This window comes from Chitinophaga sp. LS1 (genome assembly GCF_034274695.1).
Lineage (GTDB): Bacteria > Bacteroidota > Bacteroidia > Chitinophagales > Chitinophagaceae > Chitinophaga.
Map to the genome: position 1 here is coordinate 6,993,801 of NZ_CP128362.1, position 13,831 is coordinate 7,007,631.

Annotated in this window: 10 protein-coding genes; 8 read left to right on the forward strand and 2 right to left on the reverse strand. The window is 45.2% G+C overall.

Annotated features, from left to right (window positions below):
• Window positions 1-92: 92 nt before the first annotated feature.
• A complete protein-coding gene (locus QQL36_RS28565; RefSeq protein ID WP_321567610.1) occupies window positions 93-2,000 on the reverse strand; it encodes a heavy metal translocating P-type ATPase in 1,908 nt (635 codons plus the stop codon).
• Between the two features lie 176 nt (window positions 2,001-2,176).
• Window positions 2,177-2,944: a hypothetical protein gene (locus QQL36_RS28570; RefSeq protein ID WP_321567611.1), complete on the reverse strand. Its 768-nt coding sequence runs from the start codon at window positions 2,942-2,944 to the stop codon at window positions 2,177-2,179.
• A 270-nt stretch (window positions 2,945-3,214) separates the two neighbouring features.
• Here QQL36_RS28570 and QQL36_RS28575 point away from each other — a divergent pair, with 270 nt between their 5' ends.
• The 8 genes from QQL36_RS28575 (at window position 3,215) to QQL36_RS28610 (ending at window position 13,820) form a co-directional block, all read left to right on the forward strand.
• Window positions 3,215-3,799, forward strand: coding sequence for a TetR/AcrR family transcriptional regulator (locus QQL36_RS28575; RefSeq protein ID WP_321567612.1), 585 nt, complete (start codon window positions 3,215-3,217; stop codon window positions 3,797-3,799).
• A 51-nt stretch (window positions 3,800-3,850) separates the two neighbouring features.
• Entirely contained in the window at window positions 3,851-4,594 is a 744-nt protein-coding gene (locus tag QQL36_RS28580; RefSeq protein ID WP_321567613.1) for an SDR family oxidoreductase, read from the forward strand.
• 28 nt (window positions 4,595-4,622) lie between these two features.
• Entirely contained in the window at window positions 4,623-6,167 is a 1,545-nt protein-coding gene (locus tag QQL36_RS28585; RefSeq protein WP_321567614.1) for a DHA2 family efflux MFS transporter permease subunit, read from the forward strand.
• Window positions 6,168-6,195: 28 nt separating this feature from the next.
• Window positions 6,196-6,837, forward strand: coding sequence for a class I SAM-dependent methyltransferase (locus tag QQL36_RS28590; protein ID WP_321567615.1), 642 nt, complete (start codon window positions 6,196-6,198; stop codon window positions 6,835-6,837).
• Between the two features lie 19 nt (window positions 6,838-6,856).
• Window positions 6,857-7,438, forward strand: a complete 582-nt coding sequence (locus QQL36_RS28595; protein ID WP_321567616.1) for an RNA polymerase sigma factor — start codon at window positions 6,857-6,859, stop codon at window positions 7,436-7,438.
• A gap of 80 nt (window positions 7,439-7,518) precedes the next feature.
• Window positions 7,519-8,655: a FecR family protein gene (locus QQL36_RS28600; protein WP_321567617.1), complete on the forward strand. Its 1,137-nt coding sequence runs from the start codon at window positions 7,519-7,521 to the stop codon at window positions 8,653-8,655.
• Window positions 8,656-9,052: 397 nt separating this feature from the next.
• A complete protein-coding gene (locus QQL36_RS28605; RefSeq protein WP_321567618.1) occupies window positions 9,053-12,394 on the forward strand; it encodes a SusC/RagA family TonB-linked outer membrane protein in 3,342 nt (1,113 codons plus the stop codon).
• A gap of 70 nt (window positions 12,395-12,464) precedes the next feature.
• Complete coding sequence (locus QQL36_RS28610) at window positions 12,465-13,820, forward strand: RagB/SusD family nutrient uptake outer membrane protein (protein WP_083723952.1); 1,356 nt, start codon at window positions 12,465-12,467, stop codon at window positions 13,818-13,820.
• Window positions 13,821-13,831 lie beyond the last annotated feature (11 nt).

A 13,831-nucleotide genomic window follows, 5' to 3' on the forward strand; every position in this document is an offset into this window, starting at 1 on the left:
CTAATATCACCACAGCCGGAAAAATAAAGAACCATCCCCCCTATCATTGTTGTAAAAACAGATAGTAATAACAAGGTATAGGTAACCATCCGTTATTTTTCTTTATACACCAACAACCGCAACGCATTCAACACCACTACCAAAGTAGAACCTTCATGACCAATCACCGCTGGTCCCATACTCGCAATACCCAATAAAGTTAAGGGTATTAGCACCGCCACCATACCCAAACTGATCACCAGATTTTGTTTGATAATACGATTCGCCTGCTGACTTAACGCTATCGCAAACGGCAGGTGCATCAACTGATCGCCCATCAACGCGATATCCGCCGTTTCCAGCGCTACATCAGAACCCGCAGCACCCATAGCGATACCTACCGTACTATTGGCCATGGCAGGTGCATCGTTGACACCATCACCCACCATAGCCACTTTATGTTCCGTAGCCTTTAGTTTATTAATCGCTTCGACTTTTTGTTCAGGCAACAAGTTCCCCCATGCATCTGTGAGACCCGTCGCTTTTGCAATCGCATCTGCTACTAACTGGTTATCGCCGGATAACATGACCATCTTTTTAATCCCCGCTGCTTTGAGTGCATCCAGTGCCTGTTTAGCCTCGGGACGAGGGGTATCCATCACGGTGATCATGCCCGCATACTGGTTGTCTTTTAACACTAGCATAGCCGTATGCCCGGCGGTGGATTTTTCATCCAACAGCGCAAGCACCTCCTCCGAAACACCGATGACCAAAGCCTTATTACCAATTACAATGTCATGCCCCTGCCATTGTGCTTTAATACCTTTACCGGTAACAGATGAAAGGTTCTCTGCAGGCTTGACATTCTTTAGTTGCGCATCGGCAACAATGGCTTTTGCCAATGGATGATCGCTGAGTGATTCCACAGCTACCACCATTTCCAGTAGCTCATCTTTAGTGATACCAGCCGCAGGAATAATGCCGGTAAGTGTTGGCTTGCCTGCCGTGAGGGTGCCTGTCTTATCAAAAGCAATGGCTTTGAGTGTACCGAGGTCTTCCAGTGGACGACCACCTTTGATAAGGATACCCGCACGTGCAGCACGGGCTACCCCACTCAACACAGCACTGGGCGTAGCAATGGCCAATGCACATGGACTGGCCGCCACCAACACACCCATAGCGCGATAAAAGCTGGCACTGAATGGTTCGTCAATCACCAGAAATGCGAGACATAGCAACCCTACAAAGATGATGACAGCAGGTACGTAAAACTTCTGCAACCTGTCAGTAAAACGCTGTGTAGGCGACTGCTGTGACTGCGCTTCATTCACGAGTTGAATCAGTTTTGATAAGGTAGAGTCTTTGGATGGTTTGGTCACTTTTACTTCCAATGCACCACTGCCATTCAAAGTACCCGCATATACATTGTGGTCAACCTGTTTATCAACCGGCATACTTTCGCCGGTAACAGCCGCCTGGTTAACTGCACTGTTACCTTTTATGATAATGCCATCGGCTGGAATCGTGGCATCAGGTTTTACTACGACAATATCGTTTATTTGTAAGGTTTCGATTTTCACTTCCTGCAGGTCATTGCCCTTTTTCAGCCAAGCAGTTTTAGGTGCTAGCTTTGCCAATGCACTGATAGCGTTTTTTGCTTTTTTCATGGCATAGTGCTCTAATGAATGGCCCAGACTAAACAGGAAAAGCAATAGCGCGCCTTCGGCCCAGTCTCCCAGGACAGCGGCACCAGCGGCAGCGACGATCATGAGAGAGTCGATGTCGAAAGAACCTGCTCTAATGTTTTCGATGGCTTCTTTGACAGTAAAAAAGCCACCTGCGATATATGCCAGTATATATAACGATAAAGGAAGTACGGGAGGAATACCTTTGACAAAAGATAAACCAAAGCCAATCGCCAGTGCTGTGCCACAGGTAAGGCTGCAGATGATCTCTATGTATTTCATCCAACCATGTCCGTGATCATGATCATGTTCGTGATGGTGTTCATGCTCGTTCATGTGTTTGAAGATACGAAACCAATGGGAAATTACAGCTGCATTCGACAGCAATTCTACTTCACCTCCTATCACTTATTGCAACAGCATCCGACAGGAACCTGCCATCTCAAATTACAACTGCCTACATTCTACCCCCTATCCTGCCATCTCAAATTACATCCGCCTACATTCACCTCCTATCCTGCTATCAATACCTTCCCACACCCTATATGCTTCACACTTTCCACCAGGGCATCACTCACCACCATACCCATCTCCACTCCTACAGCTACAACCATACACTGATACTCGCTGAATTTATTATTACTTAATTGCAAAGTAATCGTCTGTGCTTCCAGTGCCTGCTGAGAGGAATACCACTCAGTATTATAAGAAACCGGTGGCTGTTGAGAACGATAATTTCCGGCTACCCCCAAACTGATGATAAACCGAAACAAGGGGCGCTGCCAGGGAAGTACCAGGTTCACACCAGGCTGTAATGCAGGAAAGCGTATCACCGCGGTAGCTGTAGCATGATCTAAAGTGGCGGATACCGGGTTCCGGACCACGCTATCAAACAAATGATTTTTATTCAGGTTGACCCCACTCATCAGGTACCCAAATTCTGAAAAAAACACCATTCGTTCACCCCGCTTATTCTCCTTATCCTGCTTGAGCATATGCCTGCACAAAGATGTAAACTGGGAGGCCAAATTTATATCAGCCAAATGGCTGACAGGTCTGATCGCCATCCTGACAGCCTTCGCAGCTGCAGAACTGGTTCCAAATTCATGATTGTTTTGCCGTACCAACTCACAGGAAGGTAGTTTTTCAATTTGTTTCCTGGTAGGCCCTCCATTCGTTCGGAGAATATATCCCTCGGATTCATCCCTGTTCTTAGGCAGGTAAGCATTCATTCCTTCCAGTTTCCCTTCAAATTTGAATATTGATTTAATAATAGCCATAAGATATGGTTCTGCTGTTAACAATTAATGGTAACCGATAACCCTATAATGTACCTATGCCGTAAGTAACAGGTATATAACCCGTAGATATCCCGTATCTATATAGATGCGGGTTATGGGCGGGATATGAGCGGGTTATAGGCAGGTTATAGGCGGGTTATCTCTATTTTCATAAAGGTATTAATATTAACTGTACATGAGTTCGCAGTAAAATAAATTTGGAGAATTATACCAATCGGTATATTTTTACATCATCTTAATCGTTTTGATATGAGCAAAGCAGAAAAAACCAGGCAGTATATAGTGGAGAAAACCGCTCCTATCTTCAATACCAAGGGTTTTGCCGGCACCTCTCTCACTGATATGACCGAGGCAACCGGACTGACCAAAGGCTCCATCTATGGCAACTTTGCCAACAAAGATGAAGTGGCCCTCGCCTGCTTTGACTTCAATTTCAAAAAAGTAGTCGGCATCATCAACAGCGCCATCGAAAAGGAAAAGACCTACAGGGGCAAACTCCTGGTCTATACCAGGATCTATGACAATTTTCTGCACTCACCTTTCCCTACCGGCGGTTGCCCCGTGCTGAATACAGCCGTGGAATCGGATGATACTCACCCGGAACTGAGGGCGAAATCTGCCGCTGCCATCGGAAACTGGAAAGACAAACTCGCTGATATTCTCAATAAAGGCATTGAAGTGGGAGAATTCAAGCCAGGAATGAATATAGAGCAAACCGCACTCACACTCATCGCCACCATCGAAGGAGCTATCATGATCACCAAAGCAACTGGTAAACTCAATTACCGCTCTGCTATCATGAACGCCATCGAAAACATGATCAACGCACTCTAAATATTTTTTTGCACAATAATATACCGATCGGTATATTTAAAAACAAACAAGATGAACACAAGTAACAATACCGTACTTATCACCGGCGGAAGTGCCGGTATCGGTTTCGAAATCGCACAGCAATTAAGCGCACAGGGCAACCAGGTTATCATCACAGGTCGTAATCCTGAAAGATTGAAAACAGCGGCCGCGCAATTAAAAAATACCACCGCGATTGTATCTGATGTCACCAGCGAAGACGATGTCAACCAGCTCGTCGCTCAACTCAATGAACAATTCCCTGCTTTAAATATTGTGATCAATAACGCAGGGGCCGCGTCCTCTCCTTACAGATTTCTCCCAGGGGCAAATGCATATGAAAAGGCCAGTGCCGAAATGCAAACCAATTACCTCTCCGTACTTCGTCTGAATGAAAAGTTGCTGCCTTTATTAAGTGAACAACCCTATGCTGCCATCGTGAATGTATCCAGTATTGTATCTTTTGCGCCAAGTATCAATATTCCTGGTTATAGTGTCAGCAAGGCTGCTTTGCATGCTTATAGCAGGGTATTACGCCTTACTTTGAAAGATACCCCTGTACGTGTTTTCGAACTCATGCCCCCATTAGTCAATACAGAATTTTCTAAAGAAATAGGCGGGGAAAAAGGTATTCCACCTGCACAAGTCGCTGCCGGATTGATAGAAGGTCTTCAAAATGATTTATATGAAATACATGTAGGCGATACTGCCGGCATATACCAACTCTACCTCTCCTCTCCTGAAAATGCACTGCAGGCACTCAACGCCAGCATTTAATTCTTTGCCTTAATATATACCGATCGGTATGAAGAAAGAAACCATTCTGTTGGTTACCGTCATCGCTGCGGCCGTGATGGAACTAATCGATACCTCCATCGTCAATGTCGCGCTCTCTCATATGAGCGGGAACCTGGGAGCTACGCTGGAAGATACTTCGTGGGTCATTACGGCTTATGCCATTGCGAATGTGATCATCATTCCTATCACCAGTTTTTTAGTCTTAAAACTGGGCAGAAGGAATTACTATATCGGCTCTGTCATCGCCTTTACCTTCTTCTCTTTTATGTGCGGACAGGCGTCGAATATCTGGACTCTCGTGGCTTTCCGTTTCCTGCAGGGTATAGGTGGCGGGGCATTGCTCTCCGTATCACAAGCCATCGTGTTTGAGATCTTTCCGAAAGAAAAACGGAATGTGGCCAGTGCGCTCTTTGGAATCGGCGTGTTTGTAGGCCCCACTATCGGGCCTACACTGGGCGGGTATATCACCGAGTTCTACGACTGGCCATGGATCTTTTATATCAACGTACCGATCGGTATAACTGTTGCGGTTATATGTTATATGCTATTAAAAGAACCACCTACCAAACAGGAAGCTGGAAAAGTAGACTGGCTGGGAATCTTCCTCTTAGCAATTGGCGTAGGATCTTTGCAAACAGTATTGGAAAGAGGCGAAACGGACGATTGGTTCGAAGCAAATTATATCATCCTTTTAAGCGTGACCGCCTTCTTTGGATTATTACTTTTTATCTGGTGGGAACTCAAAACCAACAACCCGGTGGTGAACCTGAAAGTATTGAGGAGTAAGAACCTTACCTTAGCGGCTGTGCTTACTTTCATTTCAGGAGTCGGACTATTCAGTTCTGTATTTCTGACACCTGTTTTTGCGCAACGACTATTAGGATTCACGCCTACGCAAACAGGACTATTGTTGCTACCGGGTGCCTTATTAGCCATCGGCGGATTGATGATCTCTGCTACGCTGTTACAAAAAGGCGTTTCTCCTATTGTGATGATTACAATCGGGATGTTGCTCTTTGTTCTCTTCAGCTGGCAGATGTCGCATTTAAGTCTGAATGCAAGTGCCAATCTGATCACGACCAGTTTGATATGGCGTGCCGTTGGACTGGCTGTAGTGACGGTGCCATTGACCACGTTGGCAGTGTCATCGCTGGAGCCACAGGATATTCCACAGGGAGCAGCGTTGAATAATATGATGCGGCAACTGGGCGGTAGTTTTGGGTTGGCGATGGTGAATACATACCTGACTAATAGAAATGCAGTACACAGAACCGATCTTGTTAGCAATATTACCGTTGATAATCCGGAGGCTGTAAAGAGAATATCAGATTATACGGGATATTTTATGCAACATGGGTTTGGGGTGTTGGAGGCAAAGCAGAAGGCATTAAAGGTGGTGGATGCTGTGATTACGAAACAGTCGAATCTGATGAGTTATGATGATGCTTACCTGATGGTAGGAATAGTGTTTTTGTTTGCATTGCCATTGTTGTTACTGGCCAGGAAGCGGAAGGTGGGGATGCAGGTGAAGGTGGTGCTGTCGGATCATTGATGAATATGTCTTACATTTAGGTTGCACCATGCAACAGACTAAAAACAATTACGACATCGTCGCCTCGCAATATGACTGGCTGAGCAAAGTGGTATTTTACCGCTCGCTGGAAAATGCACAGGTGAGTTTATTGAAATACATCCCAGCCGGTAGCCAGGTCCTCATCGTAGGCGGGGGTACCGGCTGGATTTTAGAAAGACTGGCGCAATTACACCACAATGGGTTACGCATCACCTATGTGGAGCTATCGGGGAATATGATCACCCTTTCTCAAAAGCGCGACTATAAAGAAAATACAGTTGATTTTGTCAACCTCCCTATCGAAGATTTTACCCCCGACCTTGACTACGATGTCATCATAACCCCTTTCTTATTTGACAATTTCGTCCCTGAACGGGCACAATCTGTCTTCTGGCAGTTACATAATTCTTTGAAAAAAGACGGTTTGTGGTTATTCGCAGATTTCTATTATGACAAAGAAAAAAGCCGTTGGTGGCATAAATTGCTACTAAAAATCATGTATTCCTTCTTCAGATTGTTCTGCAATATAGAAGCAAACTCCCTCTTTAACATGGCTACTTGCTTTGAACAGGGAAAATACGAGGTACTTCATAAGCGTTTCTTCTATTTTGACTTCATTCAGTCAATTGCTTATAGAAAACCGGTATAATTACTATTTTAGTCCCCTGATGTACGCAGCTGAAAATTCTCTCTTACTCCGTGTAGCCAATGGTGACCAAAAGGCTTTTCGTATGCTTTTTGACCAATATTGGGATGGCATGTATGCCAATGCGTTGCATTTTACAAAATCGCCGGAATTAGCCCAGGACCTTGCACAGGAGATATTTACTAAGGTGTGGGTCATGCGCGATAAACTTCCCGGAATTGAGCGATTCGATGCCTGGCTGTACAAGGTAGCGAAAAATATGATCCTGGATGAGCTGCGCCGGTTACAACAAAGTCCGGATTATGCTGAGTTTATAGATGCCTATTTTCTGGCTGGCGATCAGGATGCACACCAACCGGCAACGACAAAAGACATTGAGAAACAACTACATGCAGCTATAGATCAATTACCCGCGCAAATGCAGACTGCTTTTAAACTGAGCAGGTTTGAGGGACTTACCCACGACCAGATTGCACAAAGGATGAACATATCCAAAGTAACCTCCCAGAATTACATAGCACGATCACTGGTAGCTATCAAAAAATACCTTGCAGGGAAGCAAATTGAATTGGGACTGCTTTTACTTTTAATGATAAGGAACTAGTATATAACTAGTTATAATTTTTCTGAAAAAATTTTCCTCACCGACGGATTACCCCGTCCATTTTTTTCGTCTTTATACATATGAAGGAATTATTGGAAAAATTCTTGTCCGACAGCATGACCAAAGAAGAACAGGAGGAATTCCGGGCTTTACTTGCCCGCGAAGACCTGCGTGAAGAGTGGGCTGCGTACATTGAAAAGATCCTCGCAGAGAAACGTTACGATGATGCGCCAGTCGCTGACCGTAATGCCATCTTTCAGCAAATGATGTCCAAATCACCTGTTTATCCATATCCTATATCAACTTTGCACAGGTACGGCTGGTGGGCCGCTGCGGCGGTCCTCCTGCTCCTGTTGGGGGCAGGCACTTTGTGGTTGCAGAAACCTGTGCCTCCACCGGCAAATCTGGTTGTTGCGGATGTTGCACCAGGTACTACAAAAGCAGTGCTTACGCTGGCAAACGGGCAAACGGTGCCATTGGATAGTGCCGGCGTAGGATCATGGATGCAGGGCAATACCAGTGTGCATCAATCTGGTGGATTGCTGGCCTATTCGGGCGCTGCTACCTATAATGCGATAAGTTATAATACCCTGACCACTCCCCGCGGAGGTACTTTCAGGGTGACCCTGCCAGATGGCAGTAATGTATGGCTGAATGCTGCTTCTTCGCTGCGTTATCCTACTTCTTTCAAAAGCTCATCGGAACGACTCGTAGAAGTACAGGGCGAAGCTTATTTTGAAATCGCACAAAATGCGCAACAACCTTTTAAAGTAAAGGTCAATGATCAAACCACGATTGTCGTACTCGGTACAAGTTTTAACATAAATGCCTATGCCAATGAAGGTGGTATTGCCACTACATTGTTTACCGGCGCTGTTCGTATGAACCACGGGAATGAGCAGGCTACACTGCATCCCGGGCAGCAGGCGCGCACGGGGCTGACAACTATTGAGACGATTCAGAATGTAGATACCGCACAGGTACTGGCATGGAAAAACGGGCTCTTTGATTTCCATAATGCCACGCTGCCGGAGGTAATGAGACAATTGACAAGGTGGTATGATATTGACGTCGTATATGAAGGGAATATACCAGCCATCACGTTTGATGGGAAGATGGATAGACATTTACAATTATCTCAAATTATCAAAATCTTTTCTTACATGAAGTTGAATTGTAGGCTGGAAGGTAATAAGCGCCTGGTAGTACTGCCATAATTTTCTCAGAAATTTCTTTCATTATTTGCCTGAAGCGGCTGACTAAAGCTCCAGGGTGGAACACCTGTGCCTGAAAAAAAGTTACGGACTGCAATTCGTAAAGGGTATGGACTATAATTACTATGGTGGAAGAAACCGCCACGGACTGTAATTCGTAGCGCATAAATCAATAGTGCTTTATTTCCAAATGCATACTATGCCTGAAGCAACCGCCACGGACTGCAATCCCTGACAGCATCATCCGGCATAGCCTTAAAATTCTGAATGTACACGCTGCCACACAAAAAACCGCTACAGACTGCAATCCGTAGCGGCATAAATCAGTATGGCCTTTTAATTCTGAATGTATCCCGACTAAAAGAAACATTTCATTAATCAACCAAACCTCTTCAAATTTATGCAATTCGTTGCTTATTACGAAGCCCTGCGTGAACCAGGGCCCTGGACCAAAATCTTTCGCACTATGCGATTCATCGCCTACTTATTGTTCGTATGCTGCCTGCATGTCAGCGCCAAAAGCGTTTCGCAGTCCATCACCTTCACCGGCCGCAATGTGCCAATGAAAACAGTACTGGACGCTATCGAAAAGCAAACCGGGTACGTCTGTTTCTCTAACGGCAGTGTACTCGCCAACGCAAAACCAGTGAATGTAGATGCAAAACATCTCGACCTTTCCGTATTCCTGGATCTGGTACTCCATGACCAACCACTGGAATATACGATTGAAAGCAAAACGATTATCATCAGGAAGAAAACACCCCTCCCGTACGCCCTCCCTGTCATGGATGCACAACCCCTGACCATCAAGGTCACGGGTATCATCACAGATGATAAAGGCGTAGCCCTCCCAGGTGTATCAGTAAGAGTCAAAAACAGCAAAGACGGCACTGTGACAGATGCCCATGGCCTATACTCCCTCGAAAATGTGGATGAAAATGCACTACTCGTTTTTACCTTCATCGGTTACACAACGCAGGAAATCCCCGTTAGAGGAAAACGTATTATCTCCATCAGTCTCACCCCAGCTTTGAACAAACTGGATGAGACAGTCGTGCAGGCTTATGGCGCTACTTCCAAACGCTACAACACGGGCAATATCGACAAGGTCTCTGCCGAAGAACTCATGCTTCAGCCCGTAGAAAACCCGCTGGCAGCGCTGGAAGGCAGGGTACCCGGTATGATCGTCACCCAAAGTTCCGGTATTCCTGGTTCTACTTTCAAAGTGGAGATCAGGGGTCGCATGGCATTTGACAAAAACCTCTCTGACGACCAACCTCTCTTCATTGTAGATGGTGTACCTATGGCGGCCAATAATGGCAAGATCAATAAACTCACTTCTGCTGCAGGTGTACTGCTAAACTCTGGTATCAGCCCTTTCAACAGTATCAATATGAACGATATCGCCAGCATTGAAGTACTGAAAGATGCTGATGCGACCGCTATCTATGGCAGTCGTGGTGCGAATGGCGTAATATTGATCACCACCAAAAGAGGGAAACCCGGAAAAACCAGACTGGACGTAGGTCTGAGTCATGGTATCAGCAAGGTAACCCGCACCGTACCCATGATGAATACACAGGAATACCTGCAAATGCGTCGTGAGGCATTCACCAACTCCAACACCGCCATGACGAATGCCAATGCCTATGACCTGCTCGCTTATGATACCACCCGATATACTGACCTGACTAAACTCTTCATTGGCAATACCGCTACAACAACGGATGCACAGGCTTCTATAGCAGGTGGTACTGTCAATACACAATACATCCTTGGCACCGGGTATCATTACCAGACCACCGTATACCCCGGCGATAGCCACGAGCAAAGAGGTTCTATGCACATTGGCATCACCAGCAGATCTGATGATAAAAGGTTCAACCTGAACTTTAGTGGCGGTTATTCTGTAGACCAGAATAATATCCCTGCCACTGATATCTCCTCTGTGATGCAGTTGCCGCCCAACTTCCAGATCTATGATTCACTGGGGAATTATGCATGGAATGAAGGAGGGATCACCGCGAAAGATAATCCGCTGGCTTTGTACCTGAACCAAAATTACCGCATCAATACCAGCAATCTGCAAGGGAATTTATTGTTAGGCTATAGAATCCTGCCTAACTTAGAACTCCGCACCAGCCTGGGTTACAACAGCACCATTGCCGATGAGCAAAAGAAACTGCCACGTGCTGCACAGAACCCATCCAAAGGTTCGGCTACCGGCTCATTACAGTTAGGTAATAATCAGTTTAAGAGCTGGATTGTAGAACCACAGATTGAATACAACACGCATATCTCCAAAGGGAAACTTACTTTATTGGGCGGCGCCACCTTCAATGCGATCAGGAATAATAGTTTAATGATTATTGCGACTGGCTATACCAGCGATGAGTTATTAGGCTCACTGGCAGCAGCAGGTACCAACAGCATTTCCACTACCAATAGTAATAACGACTACCGCTACCAGGCTTTCTTTGCAAGGGCCAATTACAATTATGACAACAAGTACCTGATCAACTTTACAGGTAGAAGAGATGGTTCCAGCCGCTTTGGTCCACAATATCGCTTTTCGAATTTTGGATCATTGGCAGGTGCCTGGTTATTTACCAATGAACAATTCCTTTCTAAACAGCAAGTACTGAGTTATGGTAAGATCAGGGCCAGTTATGGATTGACGGGCAATGATAAAATTGGTGATTATAAATACCTGGATAGCTGGAAAGCGACGAGCTATAACTATACTGATTCGGCATCCCTCTACCCTACTATCCTGTATAATCCCAATCTCCACTGGGAAAAGAATATCAAGACGGAAGTGGCGATGGAATTGGGTTTCCTGAAGGATAAGCTGCTGACTACTGTTGCCCTGTACCGCAATATATCTTCCGATCCGCTGGTGGGGTATCCCTTACCCTATGCAACAGGATTCTCATCGATTACGGCGAATCTGAATGGGGTATTGATTGAAAACAGGGGCATTGAAATCTCTATCAATACTACGAATGTTCAAACAAAAACATTTAGCTGGAATAGTTATCTGAATGTGACAATTCCGCAGAACAGGCTTGTTAAATATCCGAATCTGGCTACCTCTACTTATGCAAATCAGTATAAGTTGGGCGAGTCGTTGAATCTGATTTACGGTAGTGTTTATACAGGTCTTGATTCCAATGGTTTGTACAGCATCAAAGATGTAAATAAAGATGGATTGGGAAATGCCAGTGATTATGGAGTACATGGAAAAACGGATCAGCGGTTGTATGGCGGCCTGTCTAATACTTTTTCGTACAAAGGATTTCAGCTGGATTTCCTGTTTCAGTTTGTAAAACAGACAGGCATGAATTTCAGATCGAATGGATTGTATAACCCTCCCGGTACGATGTACAACCAGCCTAAATTATTGCTGGATCGCTGGCAGAAACCCGGGGATCAAAGTGCGAATCAGAAGTATACTTTATCCGCAGGGTCAATTACGGGAACGAGTGGATATTATGCGATGATGTTCTCAGATTACAGGTATGGCGACGCTTCTTATATCCGGTTGAAGAATGTGTCCCTGGCATATACCATTCCGCAGGAGGTGCTCAAAAGGCTACGTATTCTTTCCTGCAGGGTATATGTGCAGGCGCAGAATCTGCTGACGATTACTGGTTATCAGGGAGGCGATCCGGAAACACAGAATTATTTGTACATGCCCCCGTTGAGGACGATTGTGGGTGGAATACAACTGAATCTCTGATCTGTGAAAAATTGATAAGATCCTTTACATGCCGCCATTAGTAATTCTCCAGGCTTAAAAACTAAATTACATGTTCCGTCGATATTTATTTTTAATCACACTTACACTCGCTGGTTGTACCAAATTCGTAGAAGTAGCGGAGCCAATAGACCAGATCCCATCCAATGTGGTATTTGATGACGACACCAAAGCTGCTGCTGCCGTAAGAGGCTTGTACAGTGTAATGATTTCCGCCTTATACGCACCATTTGGGGGGAGCCTGAGCGTATGCCCGGGATTGGCTTCTGATGAACTCATTACCACGTCTACCCTGGTCGATTTTACAGACTTCCAGAATAATGCCATCAGCACTTCCAATTCTAAAAGCGGTTCCAGCATTTGGGGGAATTTATACACCACCATTTATCAGGCAAATGCCGTTCTGCAGGGATTGGAGAATTCTCCCAATGTAACACCTGCAGCGAAGTTATGGATTGGCGGCGAAGCACACTTTTGCCGTGCATTGTATTATTTCTATTTAGTGAATTTGTATGGACCTGTGCCTATGCCACTGACCACTGATTATACCACGAATACTTACCTGCCCCGCACTTCCATAGATTCTGTTTATAATTTAATCATTTCCGATTTACAAACAGCGCAAGGTAGTCTGGATAATAATTACACGGCCACTGGCAATAGAGTAAGACCCAATAAATGGGCGGCCACTGCCTTATTAGCCCGCGTGTACCTGTATCGCCAGCAATGGCAGGCAGCGATTGAACAATCTACTGCGGTGATCAACTCCGGCTATTATGCATTAGAGCCACTGAACAATGTATTTCTCAATGCCGGCAAGGAGAATATTTTACAACTCGTATCGCCGGGTACCAACCTGTATACATGGGATGCTTACGTATTTGTGAACCTGAAAGCACACCTCGCTTCTAACTCGCTCCTGAACAGTTTCGAAGAAGGTGATAACAGGAAAACAAGCTGGCTCTCGAAAGTGACGATTAGTAATGCCACCTACTATGCACCTTATAAGTACAAAGTATCTCTCGGAACCGGTACTGCAAAAACAGAAAATACCACCTTATTAAGATTGGGTGAACAATACCTGATCCGTGCCGAAGCTTATGCCCATGCAGGAAATATCGCATCCGCCAGCGCTGATTTAGATTCAATCAGGCACAGAGCTGGCCTGCCACTCATGATGGAAGGTATTACACAACAGGCATTATTAGACACCATTCTGCACGAAAGAAGGATTGAATTATTCTCAGAACTGGGCCACAGATGGTTGGATGTAAAAAGAAGCGGAAAAGCAGATGCGATCTTCGGTGCAGTGAAATCAGGCTGGACATCGACGGATATCTTATTTCCTCTTCCATTGACTGATATACAGCGTGATCCGAATTTAACTCAAAACGAAGGTTATAATTAAAAAATCATTCT